Source organism: Weissella ceti (genome assembly GCF_018394055.1).
In the GTDB taxonomy this organism is placed as follows: domain Bacteria; phylum Bacillota; class Bacilli; order Lactobacillales; family Lactobacillaceae; genus Weissella; species Weissella ceti.
This window is the reverse complement of the sequence record NZ_CP074441.1, coordinates 661,948-680,548: the sequence shown is the minus strand read 5'-3', so window position 1 is coordinate 680,548 and position 18,601 is coordinate 661,948. Positions and strand designations below refer to the sequence as shown.

19 protein-coding genes and 2 riboswitches are annotated in these 18,601 nt (G+C 38.9%); of the genes, 17 read left to right on the top strand and 2 right to left on the bottom strand.

The window, feature by feature from the left end:
- Positions 1-49 precede the first annotated feature (49 nt).
- From KHQ31_RS03405 to trmB, 3 genes are read left to right on the top strand one after another with little or no spacing between them, the layout of a single operon-like run.
- Complete coding sequence (locus tag KHQ31_RS03405) at positions 50-733, top strand: ABC transporter ATP-binding protein (protein WP_213409588.1); 684 nt, start codon at positions 50-52, stop codon at positions 731-733.
- Complete coding sequence (locus KHQ31_RS03400; RefSeq protein WP_213409587.1) at positions 733-1,812, top strand: ABC transporter permease; 1,080 nt, start codon at positions 733-735, stop codon at positions 1,810-1,812. The genes KHQ31_RS03405 and KHQ31_RS03400 overlap by 1 nt, the downstream gene beginning before the upstream one ends.
- Positions 1,813-1,816: 4 nt before the next feature.
- Positions 1,817-2,488, top strand: coding sequence for a tRNA (guanosine(46)-N7)-methyltransferase TrmB (gene trmB, locus KHQ31_RS03395; RefSeq protein WP_213409586.1), 672 nt, complete (start codon positions 1,817-1,819; stop codon positions 2,486-2,488).
- Between the two features lie 115 nt (positions 2,489-2,603).
- Here the strand turns inward: trmB and KHQ31_RS03390 are convergent, their stop codons facing one another.
- A complete protein-coding gene (locus KHQ31_RS03390) occupies positions 2,604-3,032 on the bottom strand; it encodes a DUF2507 domain-containing protein (protein ID WP_213409585.1) in 429 nt (142 codons plus the stop codon).
- Positions 3,033-3,145: 113 nt separating this feature from the next.
- Between KHQ31_RS03390 and KHQ31_RS03385 the strand changes: the two genes are divergently transcribed.
- The 14 genes from KHQ31_RS03385 to KHQ31_RS03320 all read left to right on the top strand — a co-directional run bounded on the left by KHQ31_RS03385 (position 3,146) and on the right by KHQ31_RS03320 (position 17,841).
- Entirely contained in the window at positions 3,146-4,054 is a 909-nt protein-coding gene (locus KHQ31_RS03385; RefSeq protein ID WP_213409584.1) for an ADP-ribosylglycohydrolase family protein, read from the top strand.
- A 282-nt stretch (positions 4,055-4,336) separates the two neighbouring features.
- A complete protein-coding gene (locus KHQ31_RS03380) occupies positions 4,337-5,257 on the top strand; it encodes a GGDEF domain-containing protein (RefSeq protein ID WP_213409583.1) in 921 nt (306 codons plus the stop codon).
- Positions 5,258-5,381: 124 nt separating this feature from the next.
- Positions 5,382-6,206: a Cof-type HAD-IIB family hydrolase gene (locus KHQ31_RS03375; RefSeq protein ID WP_213409582.1), complete on the top strand. Its 825-nt coding sequence runs from the start codon at positions 5,382-5,384 to the stop codon at positions 6,204-6,206.
- A 332-nt stretch (positions 6,207-6,538) separates the two neighbouring features.
- Entirely contained in the window at positions 6,539-7,429 is an 891-nt protein-coding gene (locus KHQ31_RS03370) for a CHAP domain-containing protein (protein WP_213409581.1), read from the top strand.
- A 161-nt stretch (positions 7,430-7,590) separates the two neighbouring features.
- On the top strand, positions 7,591-7,770 hold the full coding sequence (locus KHQ31_RS03365) for a hypothetical protein (RefSeq protein WP_213409580.1): 180 nt from the start codon (positions 7,591-7,593) through the stop codon (positions 7,768-7,770).
- 99 nt (positions 7,771-7,869) lie between these two features.
- Positions 7,870-9,669, top strand: coding sequence for a glycerophosphoryl diester phosphodiesterase membrane domain-containing protein (locus tag KHQ31_RS03360; RefSeq protein WP_213409579.1), 1,800 nt, complete (start codon positions 7,870-7,872; stop codon positions 9,667-9,669).
- A gap of 416 nt (positions 9,670-10,085) precedes the next feature.
- A complete protein-coding gene (locus KHQ31_RS03355; RefSeq protein WP_213409578.1) occupies positions 10,086-12,164 on the top strand; it encodes an Ig-like domain-containing protein in 2,079 nt (692 codons plus the stop codon).
- A 336-nt stretch (positions 12,165-12,500) separates the two neighbouring features.
- A riboswitch (TPP riboswitch) is annotated at positions 12,501-12,592 on the top strand.
- A 167-nt stretch (positions 12,593-12,759) separates the two neighbouring features.
- On the top strand, positions 12,760-13,389 hold the full coding sequence (gene thiE / locus KHQ31_RS03350) for a thiamine phosphate synthase (protein WP_213409705.1): 630 nt from the start codon (positions 12,760-12,762) through the stop codon (positions 13,387-13,389).
- A riboswitch (TPP riboswitch) is annotated at positions 13,387-13,498 on the top strand. Its footprint overlaps the gene before it by 3 nt.
- 75 nt (positions 13,499-13,573) lie before the next feature.
- A complete protein-coding gene (gene thiS, locus KHQ31_RS03345) occupies positions 13,574-13,771 on the top strand; it encodes a sulfur carrier protein ThiS (protein WP_213409577.1) in 198 nt (65 codons plus the stop codon).
- Positions 13,772-13,824: 53 nt separating this feature from the next.
- A complete protein-coding gene (gene thiF, locus KHQ31_RS03340; RefSeq protein WP_213409576.1) occupies positions 13,825-14,481 on the top strand; it encodes a sulfur carrier protein ThiS adenylyltransferase ThiF in 657 nt (218 codons plus the stop codon).
- Entirely contained in the window at positions 14,481-15,278 is a 798-nt protein-coding gene (locus tag KHQ31_RS03335) for a thiazole synthase (RefSeq protein WP_213409575.1), read from the top strand. Before thiF ends, KHQ31_RS03335 begins: the two co-directional genes overlap by 1 nt.
- A complete protein-coding gene (gene thiO, locus KHQ31_RS03330; protein ID WP_213409574.1) occupies positions 15,268-16,407 on the top strand; it encodes a glycine oxidase ThiO in 1,140 nt (379 codons plus the stop codon). The genes KHQ31_RS03335 and thiO overlap by 11 nt, the downstream gene beginning before the upstream one ends.
- A 2-nt stretch (positions 16,408-16,409) precedes the next feature.
- Positions 16,410-17,225 (top strand): bifunctional hydroxymethylpyrimidine kinase/phosphomethylpyrimidine kinase, encoded by an 816-nt coding sequence (gene thiD / locus KHQ31_RS03325; RefSeq protein WP_213409573.1) that lies wholly within the window; start codon positions 16,410-16,412, stop codon positions 17,223-17,225.
- Positions 17,212-17,841 carry a TenA family protein gene (locus tag KHQ31_RS03320; protein WP_213409572.1) on the top strand — a complete coding sequence of 210 codons (630 nt, stop codon included), beginning with the start codon at positions 17,212-17,214 and terminating at the stop codon, positions 17,839-17,841. Before thiD ends, KHQ31_RS03320 begins: the two co-directional genes overlap by 14 nt.
- A gap of 180 nt (positions 17,842-18,021) precedes the next feature.
- On the opposite strand, the gene KHQ31_RS03315 is transcribed toward KHQ31_RS03320, so the two are convergent.
- Complete coding sequence (locus KHQ31_RS03315; protein ID WP_213409571.1) at positions 18,022-18,402, bottom strand: YxeA family protein; 381 nt, start codon at positions 18,400-18,402, stop codon at positions 18,022-18,024.
- Positions 18,403-18,601: the final 199 nt, after the last annotated feature.

The following is an 18,601-nucleotide window of genomic DNA, read 5'->3' as shown; positions in this document are numbered from 1 at the left end:
AATTAGTGTAAAATAGAAATATAAACAACGATGAAAAGTGAGGATAGATATGAGTCTCGTAGTATCAAACTTGTCTGGTGGTTATGGCCAACAAAATGTCTTACAAGATGTGTCTTTTGAAATTGCATCTGGGGAAGTCATGGCTTTGATTGGGCTTAATGGTTCTGGGAAATCAACGACAATTAATCATTTAATTGGCTTATTGGCACCGACTCGTGGTCAAATTACGTTGAATGGTGTGACTTTAACTGAAGATCCAATTGCTTACAAGAAGCAAATTGCCTATATTCCTGAACAACCCGTTATTTATCCTGAACTAACCGTGCAACAACACATTCAATTAATGATTGATACGTATGGTTTGGACAATGACAGCGCATGGATGCGAGCGAAGGAATTATTGCATCTGTTCCGCTTAGATAATAAAGAACAATGGTATCCAACGCATTTCTCTAAGGGGATGCGGCAAAAGTTGATGATTGTGATGGCTTTTACACTAGATGCTAAGTTGTACATCATTGATGAGCCTTTTTTGGGGTTAGATGTTGTGGCGGTTGACCATTTATTAGCCTTGATGGCAGAAAAAAAGGCAACTGGCGCAAGTATTCTCGTTACAACACACATGGTTGAAAAATTAGCAGAATTGGCGGACAACTTTGTTTATCTGGAACACGGACAAGTCACAAGTCACGGTAAGCTAGTCGATTATGTCGATCCACGTGAGGCACGCTAATGGCAGGCAAGTTATTTAAAGAACGTTGGCAACGTCAATGGCAACAATTTTCTAAATATTTACGCTATGTATTTAACGATCACGCTATTCTGGCGCTGATATTCTTGATGGGGGCGGGATTAGTTAGTTATCAAAAATTCTTAAGTTCAATGCAAGTGACATTGCTTAATCAATTCGTGATTACTGGCCTTACGTTATTAACGGGGATGATCTTAAGCCGCCCAGCGACCTTTGTTAAGGAAGAAGACGCCATTTATTTCTTAGGCAATGAAGGCGACCTTCGTCAATTACGTTATTTCGGTTTGATGTATAGTTTAGCTATCCGTACGGTTATCCAATTAATTATTTTGTTAGTGTTGTTTCCGGTCGTGTGGCTACAATTGCACATGCATATTGGCTGGTTGATAAGTGTCGTAATTGGTAGTGTTGCTTTAGCACTGGCCAATATGACTTGGTTATATGTTCGAGCTGGACGTTTTGAACAGTATACAGAGTCTGATTTGTTAAATTGGCGTCGCATTGCAAGTTTAGAGACAAAGCGTGTTCAAAAGATTGTTCATGTCTTTAGTTGGTTCGTGGATATCCCAGAACAAAAGGCAACTGTGAAACCAAATCGTTGGTCAGATTGGATGATTAGGCATTGGCCAAATGGGCGCGGATTAACAGCACTCTACATTACAAGTTTTTTCCGTACGAATGATTATCTCCAATTATGGGGCACGATGACGGTTTTGGGTGGTGTGTTACTTGTAACACTGCAAGGATGGTTGTTAATAGGGACATTGATGGGATTAATGTATGTCTTCTTAATCCAAATCTTGCCAATTATGTTGGCCTACCAACAACGCGTCTTTGATCATTTAATTCCCGTAACAATGCAACAACGACAGCGTGCTTTTCACCAAGTGGCAGGACCATTAATGGGGATGATGCTATTTTTGTGGTTGATGATGGGCTTAATCGCTGGTCTAACAATAAAATCAATCTTAATGATTGAATTTGGTCTTGTTTTGTGGGCCATAGCTTTGGTATTCTTATACTCAGACCGCAAAGCGGAAAACATGTTCAAAAGGAGATAAACACGTGCGTTTACGAAAGAAAATGTGGGCTGGACCATGGATTGATGACCATGCTGATCTAGTGGTAACACAAAAGCGAGCAACAGATATGAAGGGGAAGTGGGCAGGCTTGTTTGCTAAGGAACAACCTATTCACATCGAAGTTGGAACTGGTAAGGGTCAATTTATCGTGGGGATGGCTAAGAAGTACCCAGAAATTAACTTTATCGGAATGGAAATTCAAGAATCTGCGGTTGCTGTTGCGGCCCGTAAGGCAGATGAAGATGAAGCCGAACTACCTAACTTGAAGTTCATCTACGGTGATGGTGCCGGAGTTGACACATACTTTGAAAAGGGTGAAGTTGCTAAGGTCTTCTTGAACTTCTCAGATCCATGGCCAAAGTCACGTCACGAAACACGTCGTTTGACTTACAAGTCATTCCTTGAAGGTTACGAAAACATCTTGCCAGATGGTGGAGAACTAGAATTCAAGACTGACAACCGTGGTTTGTTTGAATACTCATTGTTCTCATTTGCGCAATACGGCATTACTTTCCTACCGGGTGGTATTTCATTGGACTTGCACGCAGATGCAGATAAGATGGTAGACAACGTTGAAACTGAATATGAACAAAAGTTCTCAGAACGTGGATTCCCAATCTACAAGTTCCAAGGAGCTTTTAAGTCAGCTAAGTAATCCTTAGTTGTCGCAAAAAGAGTCATGATTAAATTGCTAATCATGGCTCTTTTTGCGAACAAAAGAAAAACCCACTACTAACGATTGTGGTAGTGAGTTAATCATATTATTTACTTTATACTAATTCGTCGTCTGGTAGACCAATTAGGACAGTTAGCTTAACATAGTCTTTTTTACGGCTTAGTTCACTGGTAACTTCAACTGATCGGTTTAACACCATTTCCATCGCTTGGGCCAAGAAGCCGGCTTCCAAACTAAATGATGCTTCGCGACCATCGATAGCACGAGCTGTGACGATTGGACCAGATAGGCGCCAATCGGCATGTGTAGTAGTAGTTTTTAGGGCCTCTAATTCACCAAATCCAGCTGCAGCGAAGAATTCAATAATTTGCGCATCGCTGGAAAATGTTTCTGTTTGCGCAAGGCTTTTTCCAGCCCAGTAAGAGATTTCTGATTCGTTTTCTTGAAACAAGTTGGGTAATAAACGGTCACGTAAGACCTCAAGGGGGAATGCAGCGTTTTCTGAGTTAACCATTGTATCCATTTGTCTCCTAATCTATATCTTTCAATAATTAAAATTATAGCCAATGTCGGGTGATTTGCCAATGACTAGAAATTCATGTTAAAATTTTTTAATAAGAGTTGAGGAGAGCAAGCATGATATCAACGCGTAATGACTTAGATAATATTACTTTGGGTATATTACAAGCAGATTTGCTTGTTCAAGAATTAGAAGGACAACCACAAGCTGATTGGCGTGCAGCTGGTTCTTTAACGCTGGCCACAATCAGTAGTTTGTCTCGTGGGTACAACTTAGCAGCCTTGATGGATCAGTTTACATATTGGTACCTACATGCGGATTATACTGCTCTACGGAAGAAACAAGTTCCAGGTCGTATCACGGAACAAGCAATCTTACACTATTTAGATAATCGGGATCCATTTTCATCAGGTAGTCTAGCGCCAGAGGATTCTGAAAATGGCGCATTACTACGTATCACACCTGTAGTGCTTTATTTGCGTTCAGAATATGGTCAAGATTTTGTGACGAAAGATCCGGCAATGTTAATCTTACATCAAATTTGTGGAGTGACACATAATACGCCTCGTACGTTAATGGCAGTTGGTTTGTATGCGATGATTGTCAACCAATTGTTAAGTGGTGAAACGTTAGAAGTTGCATTAGATGAAGCGATGAGTTCGGCCTTTGAATACTATGCTAAGCATCCAATTTTTGCAGCTGACTTAGGTGCGTTTGATACATTAAATACACCGGATTTTAAGAGTTTATCTGTTAATGACATTACAGCTAGTGCTGATGTGGTTGACACGTTAGAGGCAACTTTATGGGTATTATTAAATACTAGTGATAAGTTTAGTGCATTGCATTTAGCCTCAGAATTAAAAGGTGCGCCACAACGTATGCTACCCTTGTTAGGAGCAATGACGGGCATCATGTATGGTGCAGAACCACTAGAGAGTATGCAATTGACTGCTAAAGGGATGGGATTTGTGACGCGAATTCTAACAATTGCTAAGCGACATGGTGTATTTGACTTAGATTAAGTGCACATTGAAGGGGTAAAAATAGGGAACGTTAAACGCTTGGGAGGGTAACGTATTAATTTTTAAGCGCCTTTAGGCGTTTTTTTACATAATGAGGTAGGTGGAATGCTTAGAGCTATTGCTAACGGGATTTTAATATTGTTTTTCATACTCAGTATGAGTATGTCTATATTTTTTGTGACGCAATTAAATACACGATTTGTCTCGATGCGTGTACGACGTATAATTGAGATCATTTTTGCAACAAGTTTTGTTTATATTATTTTGATTTTAACTTTTCATATGATAGGATTTATTTTCTTTGTCTATATGCCAATCATGATTGCATTAGTCTCAACTATGAACAAAAGTGCAAGTAAGGGGTTGTCGATTGTCACACCAACGGTTCTCGCGTTTGCGTTATGGTTTTATCGTGGATGGACAGTTGATCATTCGATTGAATTATTGCTTGGTTTGTGGCTTATCATTAATGTGATTTGTTGGGTTAGTGGTCAATTTACACGCTTGAAATGGCAAATTACGTTCTTGACAGTGGCATTTATGAGTTTAGAAATCATGGAATTGATGTTCTTTTTACCACACATGACAACAATCAATAATATTTTATTCATTATTGTTGTGTATACGATGTTTGGCTTGTACATTGCAGGTTTAGCACACTATACGAAAAAGAATGCTCTCTTTCAAGAAGAGGTTATGTATACAGATGAATTAACTGAAATTCAAAATTATCGTGCGTTTAATGAGTTTTTGTCAGGGCCTGCACAAGAAGAAAACATCATTATGATGGTTGTTGATATTGATCAATTTAAGGCAATTAATGATTTGCATGGACATGTGGTGGGAAATGAAGTGTTGAAGATGGTTGTTCGCATGTTGCGCGATGTGCTCAATAATCAATCGCATGTCAAAAATCAGCAAATTTTTAGATTTGGTGGGGACGAAATTATTGTAGCTATGTCTATGGATTCTGAGTCTCCAATGAGTAAGACATATTTGCGAACTTTGTTCGATGTCATTCGTAGTACGATTCAATATCGCGGACAAGAAGTGTGTCATTTGAATGTGACGGTTTCAGCTGGAGTGAGTGACAATCGTTTGTATGATCATAACTTGAGCAAAGCATTTAATGCGGCGGATCAAGCGCTATATCATGTTAAAAACGGTCAAAAGAACGGTATTTATTTTGACGAAACAACTTAATAAAATTAGGAACAGCGACTTTTTAGTTGCTGTTTTTTGTTTATCTTTAAATATTAGGTTTTTTTATGCTGATTTAGGTATGTTATACTTTTAGTCAATTACGTTATGAGATGAGGAGTTAAATATGCCAGAAATTAAAATGGTTGCAACAGACCTAGATGGTACATTCTTTGATGATCAAAAAAACATTAACAAAGAGAAGTTCGATCGTGTCTTGGATTACTTTGAAGCGCATAACATGCGATTTGTCATTGCGACTGGAAACGATAAGCGAGTTGTTGATCGTGTTTTTGCCGATTTTTATGGGCGTTATGATTACGTTATTAATAACGGTGGGGTTGTCATTGATGCTGATCAAAAGCAATATCGTAAGTCTGTATTAGAGACAAGCGATATTGAAGATATCACTAAAACATTGTTAAGTGAAAACATCACTTGGCGTGCAGGAATCGTCTACACTGGTGAAGAAGATAACTACATGCATGAAGATTTCATTGGAGTAGGGGAACGCTTTCCATTGTTTGAATCATACTTACCAAATCTAAAATTTGTTAAGGCATTGGCTGATTTTGAGCATGATCGTATTAATAAAATTACGTTTGACTGTCTTCCTGAAGAAGCGGATCGTTTGATTGCGGTTTTCAATAATAAATTTGAAGGTCGTTTGCGTGCAACGACATCAGGATATGGATCTGTTGATGTTATTCCTGCAGATGTTGATAAAGCCACTGGACTAACATATTTGTTGGATGCTTTTAATGTTCAACCTGAAGAAGTCATGGCTTTTGGAGATGGTATGAATGATTACGAAATGCTTAAGTTTGTTGGCATGCCAATTTCAATGCCGAACGGTGAACAACGTTTAATTAATGAGTTTGAAAATGCTGTTTCGGACAATAATCATGATGGTGTATTGGATACAATTATTCAAAAGTTAAATATTAATTAAGTAAAGAATTTCTTAAGACATTAATGCAAATTAATGTCTTTTTTTAACGAGAAAAAGACATTAAACGCTTGTTTTGTAATGTTTTCGTAACATTTAAGGAGTGGCGGCTGAATTATTTTGAATTGGTATAGTCGATAATAAAGCTCGTTAAAGCTTGCGTTAAGCTTTTTGTTTAACTTATGTTTAATATTGGTTTTTTGTTTTGTGAAAAAACTTAAATATTAAGGTTTTCTAAATTGTAGTCATAAAGATTAATAAATGTTAAGAAATCGTAAAGAACTTTATGTATAGTTAAAGACATATTAAGAGATAGATATTTAAGGGGAAACACGATGATTACTACAAAGGGACAAAAGACGGTAGCAATGTTAGCTACTATGGTAGGGGCAACAACTTTAGCAACAATGGGAACTGCTGATGAAGCATCTGCTAACACTTCTTCAATGAACGTTGAAGGTGTATACAAGGTTGATCGTCTAGTACAACACATGGGTAAGTGGTACGTCGTTGCGAACCCACTAGCTATCCCAACAATTGACTACAATAACTGGATTCCAGTTGATCCATTGACTGTTACGGATGCGAATGGAAACCGTAGTGAAAAGCAAACTCTTACTGAAGGGTCACACTTCACTTTCTCAAATGGAAACTACGATATTCGTTACAGTGAAGGTGATAACTTGAGCCTAACAATGGCTGGAGAACCTGTTTGGTTTAAGAAGTCAGCTTTGAGTGGATCTGTGGGAACACCTACTACAAAGCCAGAAACAACTCAAAAGCAAGATAAGCCAGCTGCGCCAAAGAAGCAAACAACTAACGATGCTAACACGCAAGTGAAGTCAGTTAATGTTCGCCAAGCTGGAATCAATGGATTCTACAATGGTGGTTACAGCTACCCAGCAGCGCAATGTACTTCATTCGTTGCGAACATCTTGGCTGAACGTGGTGTCAATGTTTCACAATTCCAATTCCTTGGAAATGCTGAATCATGGGCGGCTAACGCACAAGCCCGTGGCGTTAATGTTTCAATGACACCTCGAGTAGGATCAGTTGTATCATTTAAGTCACAAGGTTGGTATGCAGGGTTCGGTCACGTTGGTTACATTACTTCAGTTAATGCTGATGGTTCATTCCAAATGGCAGAAGGAAACTTTGCTGGAAAGCCTTTCCACGAACGTACTGTTTGGGTAAACAATGATATCGCTGGAATCATCCACTTTTAATAGTTAAAACGTAAGCATCTAATGTAAAATTAGATGCTTTTTTACTAAAAATATGTTATACTGTTGAATATTACGAGTTAGGTTTACTTACTTTAACTTCGAATTAATGCTTAATGGCTAAAATAATAGTCTGTTAAGACAAGAAAACGGGAGGTATGCTTATGTCTTTAAACAACTGGTTTAAGATTCAAGTACTAAAGCGCCACCGTTCACGAGTACAACGCAAGCTAGTTGCGACATACTCAAACAACGGTCGTAGCTTAGACTTTGAAGAACGTCAAAAGAACTTAACAAGTCGCCTTAAGGAGATTGAAAAGGAAATTGCGCGTTTATCTAAGTAAAGAAAAGGACGGTCTCGTCAGAGGCTGTCCTTTTTTTGCGTTATAATAGGGTTAATACAGTATTCGAGTCAATTTTGATAAGATGAAAGAAGAGGAAATATGGGGATTTTAAAACATTTTAAATCTAGTACACAAGAATTTGGACGGCAATGGGCCAGTTATTTGATGTTGTTTATCAGTCTAAATATTGTGTTGCAAATTGCGATTGCGTTTTTTAATGGCGCAGCGTCATGGATTTTACGCTTACAAGATATCCCGTATATTTCATATACAAATTTAGATATCTTAATTCAGAAACCAATTGCGACGATATTGTTGCTCTTGTTATTTATATTGCTGCTTTCACTAGTCTTTATGCAGTTTTCATATTTGTTATTAAGAATGCGTCAGATTAAGCAACGTCGTTTTAATGTCCTACAGTTGGTTAAAGAGAGTTGGGAAACGGTCCGTAATCAAACTTGGACTTCGGCGCTGTTCTTGTTAGCTTACTTTTTAGTGATTATGCAAGCAACGCAACTTGTTTTTGGTAGTCAGTTGTTAGGGAAAATTGTTATTCCGACATTTATATTAGACTTTTTGATGCAGAATATACTGTTTAGTCTAGGTATCTTAATTGCAGCTATTGTGGTTGGGTATATTGCTGTTCGTTGGATTTTCGTGTTGCCTTTAATGGTGGTAGGTAATTTGGCAGCTAAAGATGCGGTGAGCATTAGTGCGGCCATTACTCATCGTAAATTCTGGCGTTTTGCAATTCAATTATGGGCGTTAGGGATGTTGACGACAGTACCACGCATTATTACCTTTACGGCTGTATATTTCTCTCAAATAGGATTTGATCAACTTTCAAATTCAATTGCCTTGTTTAGTGGTGTGGCTAATTTGTCATTAATCCAAATCTTGAATGTCTTTTTTGGTGCTTGGGCTTCAATGGTTATCTTGTCATTCCTGTTGTCTCACCCAGCGCTATATCCATACATGACTAAATCAGAACCGCTTGTATCTTGGCGGGGCGCTCGTTGGATGAAGACAACGTCTGTTACAGTTATTGCGTTAGCAGGATTGATTATTATTGGGTTTAATGTGGTTTTCATGTTAGGTATTGGTGAGTCCATCCCTAAAACAATTTCACATCGAGGTGTAGATGGGGTAGAAAACCCAAATGGCGCACAAAATACGATTCCTGCCTTGAAGCGAACGAGCAAATTAGCGCCTGATTTAGTTGAAATGGATATTCAAGAAACGAAAGATGGGCAATTTGTGGTTATGCATGACCCTAATTTGAAGACTTTAACGGGTGTAGATGGGGCACCACAAGACTTTACGCTTGCACAACTACAAAAAATGAAGGTCCATGAAAACGGATTTACTGCAGCCTTACCTAGTTTTGATCAATATTTAGCAGTTGCTAATGATTTAGATCAAAAATTACTTGTAGAAATTAAGACATCTAAAAAAGACTCACCCGATATGATGCAGCGTTTTTTGGATAAGTATGAAGATACACTGCTAGCTTATGGCCATGAAGTGCAGTCATTAGATTATAATGTGGTCGCAAGTGTGAAGGAAAAAGCACCTTTGCTGTACGTTTCATATATTTTACCGTATAACTTTATTTACCCACATACGGATGCGGATGCATATACAATGGAAGAAACAACGTTGAACAAGCGATTTACATCTAAAGCGCGTGCTGCGGGACGTGAGGTATATGCTTGGACGATTAATGATGGGGATACGATGCGTCGCATGATGTCTTATCATGTGGATGGATTAATTACTGATGAATTAACGACGTTAAAAGAAGAAATTAAAGAAGAACAAGAGAATCCAACGTATGCCCAACGAATTCAAGATTATATTATTACGATGCCTAATATCTCAAGTGGTACAGTTGGTTAATGTTTGTGAAATTTAATTTTTAAATATTCAAAAAGAAGGTGATTTCATTGTGTTAATGGAATTACCTTTTTTTAACACCTTAAATGAAACTAAATGGTTTACGTGCCTATGTTGCTGTTGTTTCGGTGTTTTTGACTAATTAAATGATAGTTGTATATATGTCACTTGTTTTTAATAATAAAAAGAAAAATTAAAAATAAGATGACTTCACAAGTGTAAAGTCTTGATTTAATGGCGTTTCCGGTCTTATATGCGATTTTTTTAAAGGAATTTAAATTTTGAAACTAGACTTAGTGATAAAAATACGATAAGTTTAATAACGTTGCTGATTATGTATAGGTTGTTAATTAGCAATTTATATCTCGTGAATAATCAGCAAATTTCAAAAAATCGAAATTTGAAGGAGATTGTTTTAAATGCGAGAAAACAAAAAATATCAACCACTATTGTGGTTGATGGCTATGCTTGCCTGTGTTCTAGTGATGTTTACTGGCAATACAGTACAAGCTAGTCAAATAAATAAGGATCTGTTTGTGGATTCAATTACTGTTGACAAGTCGGAAGCCTGGGAGGGTGAAAACTTAAACGTAAAGATCGGATTTAGTGAAAAGGATGGTCATACATTCAAAGCTGGCGATGAAATGGTTTTTGATTTACCTAAGGAGCTTGAAGGATTTAAGACAAGCATGAAGTTAGAAGACTACGCAATTGTTACCGTGGAAAGCGGACGAGCAGTTGTGAAGTTTACTGATAAAGTGTCTGCGAAAGAGCATATCAAGGGTAAGCTTTCCTTTAACTTGCAAGTTAAGCAAGGATTGGCTAAGGATTCAGAAAACACACTTGACATGTCTTTGGGGACAAAAGTCCAAAACGTGCCAACGCTGAAGGTTAAGGGGCATAAGACAAATACTGGTCCTGTTCAACCACATCGTCCTGCATACAAGGGTGGAAATGTTGACCTTAATGATCCGACTGTCTTGAACTGGTACATTGTAATCAATGCGAACCGTGATCACATCACTGGTAACATTGATGTAACGGATTCACTTGGCCAAGGTCACTTATACGTGGATGACTCATTCACAATTAGTGGTAAGCCTGGAGTTACAGTGCCAAAGGTTAAAGTCATGGGAAACAAGTTTTCTGTAACCGTGCCTGAAGCGCTAGTTGACGGTGAAACTGTTTCAATCCAATACAAGACTCGTTTGACAGGTGCAGGAGAGAAGATGAAGGAACTAACAAATAAGTTCTCAGTCTCTTTTGCAGCAGGAAATAACAACCCACAATCAGTTTCAGATAACGTCCGTGTAGCGAACTTGCTAATGTCAGGTGAAATCGAAGGTGTTGATAATCTGAACCAAGGAACTGAAGGTACGATTGATCCAATGCCTGAAGAAACAACGGATGACATTGACCCAATTACGCCGGACAAGGGTACTGAAAGTGTTGAAGAAAACCACCTAGAAGATGGTATCCATGGTTCAAAACCAGACGTACATAACGTACCAAAGGAAGAAGAACTTCCTGCGGACGAAATTGTAGATGAAATTGCGCCTATCGTTCCAGATGACGCAGATGAAGATACAGAAGGACCACATACAGAAGACGGTATTCACGGTTCAAAGCCAGAAGTACATATCGACCCAACGGAAGAAGTTGTGCCCGAAGAAGACGTTGACGTTATTGACCCAATCGTTCCAGAAACAGGTGATGAAATTATCGAAGAAAACCACCTAGAAGATGGTATTCACGGTTCAAAGCCAGAAGTACATATCGACCCAACGGAAGAAATTGTGCCCGAAGAAGACGTTGACGTTATTGACCCAATCGTTCCAGAAACAGGTGATGAAGTTATCGAAGAAAACCACCTAGAAGATGGTATTCACGGTTCAAAGCCAGAAGTACATATCGACCCAACGGAAGAAATTGTGCCAGAAGAAGATGTTGACGTTATCGACCCAATCGTTCCAGAAACAGGCGATGAAATTATCGAAGAAAACCACCTAGAAGATGGTATTCACGGTTCAAAGCCAGAAGTACATATCGACCCAACGGAAGAAATTATTCCAGAAGAAGATATTGACGTTATCGATCCAATTACCCCAGAACATATTGATGGGCAAGTAGTTGAAGATGACAAGATCAATCCAATTAAGCCAGAACTAAAGCCTGACGTTAAGCCAACACCAACACCGAAGCCTAATGTTAAGCCAATGCCTGTGCCAAAAGCGCATGTAAAGCCAACACCAGCACCAGAGTCTGATGTTAAGCCAATTCCAGCGCCTAAGGCACATGTAAAGCCAACTCCAGCACCGAAGTTAAATGGTAAGTCAGAAGAAAAGGTTGTAGCACCTAAGAAGACTACAGCGAAGAAGTCTGAAACAAAGAAGGCAGAATTGCCAAATACTGGTTCAGCTGATAACTTCAATTTGACTATTCTTGGTTTGCTTGGTCTTGTATTCGCAGGATTAGTAATGGTTCGTCGTGGTAAGTAATTACCGATTAATTGAAACGAATTAAATATTTCATGAAAGCCTCTAAAGTACAATTGCTTTAGGGCTTTTTTGTTTTGTAATAATATCCAAACATCAAAAATAGAGTAATATGTATATTTGATTTCTCGACATATTTGTTGAATTTGGTAGTTGTAAGTTGTTTGAGTGCTGTGATTTTTTCTATAGTTTAAGGATACGAATTGGTGTTTATATATGTATGAAATGTACGTATATGTCCTTAATATGGATGAATAGTCGTTTATAAATGAATGTCTATTCTTTATTGTTTGTATCTTTTTTTGTTGCTAAACTTTGAAATAATTGCTAAACTAATCCTGTTAAAAGCTGGGGTGCCCAAATGTGGCTGAGATTATACCCAAGAACCTGATCTAGTTAACACTAGCGTAGGAAGCTAACAATAAATATGACGGTGTACACTTTAGCGACATATCTTCAAAATAATAATTCGAAGCATATGTATAAACACGAGCAGTGACGATCGTTTAGCAATATTTATTCTTAACGCTACACTATGAACATTCAGGCACAACGCTTTTAACGTGTTGTGCTTTTTTCTTTGGAGTGGGGTGAAATGATGAATCCGTATCAACTGTATCTTGTGACTGGTCAATATGAGTATTCGCCAAGTCGATTTTTGGAAATTATTGAGGAGGCGTGCCAAACCGGTGTAACCATTATCCAGTTGCGCGAAAAATCGCTGTCCACGCGTAATTATTTTGAGCTAGCTATGGACGTCAAAAGAATAACTGATCGGTATCACGTACCACTAATTATTGATGACCGCGTAGATATTATGTTAGCGGTTGATGCGGCTGGAGTGCATATCGGTGACGCTGATTTACCGATATCTATCGTGCGTCGATTAGTTGGTCCTAATAAATTAATTGGTGTGTCAGCCAAAAGCGTGAATCGTGCGATTGAGGCGGAACGCGAGGGGGCGGATTACTTAGGCGTTGGTGCAATATTTCCAACCCAAACTAAAGTTATTACACGACCAACATCCCCCGAAACCCTGCGTGATATTGGCGAAACCGTCAAAATACCAGTGGTTGCTATTGGGGGAATTAAAACACACAATGTGCATACCTTTACGGGCTTTCCAATTGATGGTGTAGCTGTAGTAAGTGAGATTATGTTGTCTAATGATATTGAGAAGACGGTTACGGCGTTACGTCAAGTAAACATTAACATGCCACATATATAAATCCACTGGGAGTGCCGAAAGAAGTGATCGGCTGAGATAAAGCCAATGCTTTGGATTCCAAGAACCTGATCTAGTTAAAACTAGCGTAGGAAAGTGGTGCAATTAGGTCGGTATTAACCTAAGCACGTTCTTTCACTATGGAAGCACGTGCTTTTTTATTTTATTTTTTGGAGGCAATACGCTTATGCGCATGAATGGACAATTAATCACTGGTTTAGAAGGATTAACCGTTAGTGAAATGCTTAAAAAACGAGAAGTCATGAATACGACACACGTAGTGGTGGAATTAAATGGTCGTATTTTAAAAGAGGATGACTTTCAAGATGTTGTGTTAGGAGAAAATGATGCGATTGAAGTTGTGTCATTCGTTGGGGGTGGCTGATTTCCAAATGAATCAGAATCGTTAAAACAGAAATATGAATTGGAGAATAGAAGATGACGATTAACATGCAAGGCATCCCCGCGCAAGACATTTGGCATGGGATGAAAGAACGCAACGTAGCCGGATCTACTGAAGCATTGGTAGATGCACATGTCGTAATTGCAGGTGCGGGCGGCTTGGGATCAAACATTGCTATTGGCTTAGCACGTTCTGGCGTAGGACACTTAACTTTAATTGATTTTGATGTTGTGGATTTTAGTAATCTTAACCGCCAACAGTATAAGTTAAGTCAGATTGGCATGCCAAAAGTTATGGCATTGCGTGAAAACATCTTGGAAATGAATCCATTTATCAATATTACGATTCATCAAGTTAAAGTAACTAATGAGAATGTGGCAGAGTTATTTGCGGATGCAGATGTCATGGTTGAAGCATTTGATGTACCAGATGCTAAAGCGATGTTGTTACGTACGAGTGAAGCAACTTATCCCAATAAGCCATTAGTAATGGGGAATGGTATGGCTGGCTTACATTCATCTAATACGATTCAAACTAAGAAGTTCCGTAAGAATGTTTACATTGCAGGGGACCAAACTAATCCGGGTAAAGAAGGTTTAATGGCTGGTCGGGTTATGATCGCTGCTGGGCATCAAGTGAATATGATATTGCAGTTGTTATTGTCACAGGAAAACCTAGAAGGAGAAAATTAATGACCGATCAACTAATTATTGCAGGACATGCTTTTGATTCACGATTTATTTTAGGATCAGGTAAATATTCGTATGACTTGATTAAAGCTGCTGTCGATCATGCAGGAGCGGAAATGATCACGATGGCATTGAAGCGTAACGAAGCGCATGAATCAGATATTCTAGAATACATCCCGGACGGAGTAACGCTATTACCGAATACATCTGGTGCCACAAATGCAGAAGAAGCTATTCGTATTGCACGTTTGGCTCGTGCATTGAGTGGTAGTGACTGGGTAAAGATTGAAATTATGCCGGATCGGCAATTCCTTATGCCTGATGGCGAAGAAACGCTAAAAGCAACACGGGTATTAGCGGCAGAAGGGTTCATTGTACTGCCGTACATGATGCCTGACTTAGTGTTAGCGCATAAATTAGTTGCTGCTGGAGCTGCAGCGGTGATGCCGTTAGCCTCAACCTTGGGGAGTAATCGTGGTTTAGCGAATAAGGACATGATTCAACTACTTGTGGACAATATTGAAGTACCAGTCATTATTGACGCTGGGATTGGTAAGCCAAGTCAAGCAGCTGAAGCAATGGAAATGGGGGTTGATGCGATTATGGCTAACACGGCTATTGCAACAGCCAATAATATTCCATTGATGGCTGCAGCTTTTCATGATGGTATCTCAGCTGGGCGTAAGGCATACTTGGCAAAAGCAGGACGAGTATTAGATGCCCATACTGGCGCCGTACCCTCCTCTCCAATGAGTGGGCAAAAACTATTTAGTGATTTGGAGAAGGGTAATGCAGGTTAAAGTTGATGTGGCAATTGTAGGTGGTGGTGTTATTGGGGCATCGATTGCTTATCATTTAAGTCAGGCTAGTCCAAATTTAGCCATAGTCTTACTAGAAGAACATGAAGTTGGTAAAGGTACTACGCAAGCGGCCGGAGGCATGTTGGGGGCATATTCTGAATATCGGACTTTTTCAGAAGCCGGTGTATTTGATTTTGCGCAAAAAAGCCAAGCGATGTATCCGATATTGGCAGAACAATTACGCGCTGTAACCGGAATTGATATTGGGTTACGACAAAATGGACTAATCAAGTTAGCATTTAATCAGAATGAATATGATGAATTAGCAGTACTTGTTAAAGAACAACACTTACAATGGTTATCAAAAAAGGATTTAGTTACCATGGCACCATATGTAAGTACAAATATGCTGGGTGCTGTGCATCTGCCTGATTCTAGTGTGCTCCCTATGCAAGTTGCAAAAGCATTTGCGCGTGCTGCGGAGCAAGCGGGCGTAGTTATTAGGGAAGCCTCCCGTGTACAATCGATTCAATTCGAGAAGGAAGCTTATCGATTAGCTTTAACAAATGGGCAAACTGTATTGGCTGAGAAAGTGGTTCTTGCCACTGGCGTAGCAGGATCTGACATTATTGAGGTAGATTTATCTGACAAGCATAACACCACATATCCCATGAAAGGTGAGGTCATTGCAGCAACTAATCATGGACCACAACTCACGTACACGTTGTATCACTCGGAGTTTTATATGGTGCCTAGAAATGGGGATGAGGTTATTATAGGCGCGACTAAACGTAGCAATGACTGGTCAAAAACGGTGTCACTAACAGGAGTTCGGCATTTAATAGAACAGGTAAACCATGTTGCGCCGGGATTGACTGAACATTTAACAGTTAATCAAACCTGGGCAGGATTACGACCAAATAACACCGCTGCAGATGGACTACCAATGATTGGTGAATATGCCAATCATCCAGGATTATTTTATGCTTATGGGCACCAACGCCATGGCATTTTATTAGCACCAATAACGGGAAGGATGATAACGTCACTGGTACTTGGTGAATCAGTGCCAAGACATTGGCTCGATGCCTTTGACATTGATCGTTACCAAGAGCAAGTAGGAGAATAGGGATGTCAGAAATACCACAAGTTTTAAGCATTGCGGGAGTTGATTCAAGTGGTGGTGCCGGTATTAATGCCGATGTACGGACGTTTGATGTTTTGCGTACTTATAGCGCTACAGTCATTACTGGAATAACAGCACAAAATACCTTAGGAGTGCAGCATATACTACCAACTCCAGTAGATATGATTAAGGCGCAAATGTCATCCGTGATGGCAGATTTATCAATAAAAACAATAAAAACAGGGGCTTTATTTAATGCAGATATTGTTAAAACGGTAGGGCAACTCATAAGTGATGTAGCAAAAGATATCCCAGTGATTGTGGACCCCGTCATGATCGCTAAAGGTGGTGCACAATTACTTAGTGATTCTGCTATTGATGCGCTAGTTCAGTATGTATTGCCACATACATTTTTACTAACGCCTAACTTACTAGAGGCTGAAGTTATAACCGGGAAATTGGCAACGGATAAAGCATCCATGCATGCTGTCGCGTTAAAGTTACAAACTTTAGGCGCAAAGAACATTCTATTAAAAGGGGGCCATGGTCAGGGACTGATTGTACAAGATCTATTACTTACTGTAGATGGCGACGTGTTTTGGTATGAAGCAAACAGAGTCAAGACACAACGCACCCATGGAACTGGAGACACATTGTCAGCCTATCTTACAGCAGGGCTAGCCCATGGCCACCAATTGGTAGATATAATGCCTGGTGCACGTCGTTTTATGAATGATGTCATTCAGAATGAAATTATTGTTGGTGCGGGTCATGGACCATTGAATCATTGGGCGGGAGGGAATAGCTTTGACATTAACTGATGAATTAAAGATTATCCGAGATAAGTACATGGGACAAATCCATGAGATGCCATTTGTGATGAATTTAGCAGCCGGACAATTAACCCAAGCACAGCGAGATTATTATATTGCACAAGACCATTACTATGTTGAAACGTTTACTAAATATAGTACACGTGTCTATAATCAGCTGATTATGCAAGGGTATCAATTGCCGGGAATGTTATCAGATGAAAGTGACGCTCATGCTGCTTTACAAGCCAATCCAGAAAATATTGCGCAAATTAAACCAGGGCAACATAATGAATCTTATCTAGCTCACATGGCTGAACAGACAAGTCAGGGGGATGTCCTAGCGGGGGTATTATCTTTGCTTCCATGTGTGGAATCTTATTATTTAATTGCAAAAGCGGGACTTGATACAGGAGAAGTGAATACAAACTATCGAGCTTGGTTTGATTTTTATACTTCTAAAAAATACCATGATTGGGTGGTGCTATATTGGCAAGTATTGAATGACTATCTTGCTAATCCACAACAACGAACTTTAACAGATTTCAGCTATGTTGATATTTATGTCAAATCATATCAACATGAAATTGCTTTTTGGCAAAAAGCAGCAGATGCTGCATATTAGCTTCATCATTTGCGGTAGTAAGCATGCAATAGATGGTTAAGTATGTGATGATTTACTTTAGTAGATAGTGAAAGAAAGTGTAAAAAAGGATCTAGACGATATCATCTAGATCCTTTTTTGTATATGTATATTGTCATGACAACAATAACAATTTGATTGTGTATATCAATTAAAGCAGCATTAATTTTGTGTCTTTAGAACGTTCAAAGCTTTCGTAGGAATTTCATTAGGTTGCACTTCTGCATATGATTCAACATGAGCACCTTTGTTTGTTAGGGCAAGGTAGTGATCTTTTTTCAACACGCCCATACCGGTGTAGCTAACAGGACGTGTGTTTCCTTGGGCATCAACAGCTGTTTGTTCATATTGGGCGTTTCCGTGTTCTTCAATATATGCGGGTTCATTAATTTTAACGTATACAGTGCTTGTCTTAAGGAATGGGTTTAATTGATCAACAATACCAGCGAATTCGCTGTTTGAGTTCTTGGTTAGTTGTGAGACACCGAAACCAAGTCCGGCAATAAGAACAGCTGTAACGGCGATAGTTTTAAATAATTTCATGATAGTACCCCTTTCGTGTAAAAATAATATTATACGATAAATAATACTATGTCAAATGTTTTTAAAGAGATAATGGTAAACGATAAGCGTATGAATAGAATGAATGTGTGAAAAATTTTCTGTTTATGAGTTTATAAAAAGAGGCGGCTAGTTGATTTTTAACTTTTTTGAATTTTTTTCTTCTATATAAAGAGTGAAA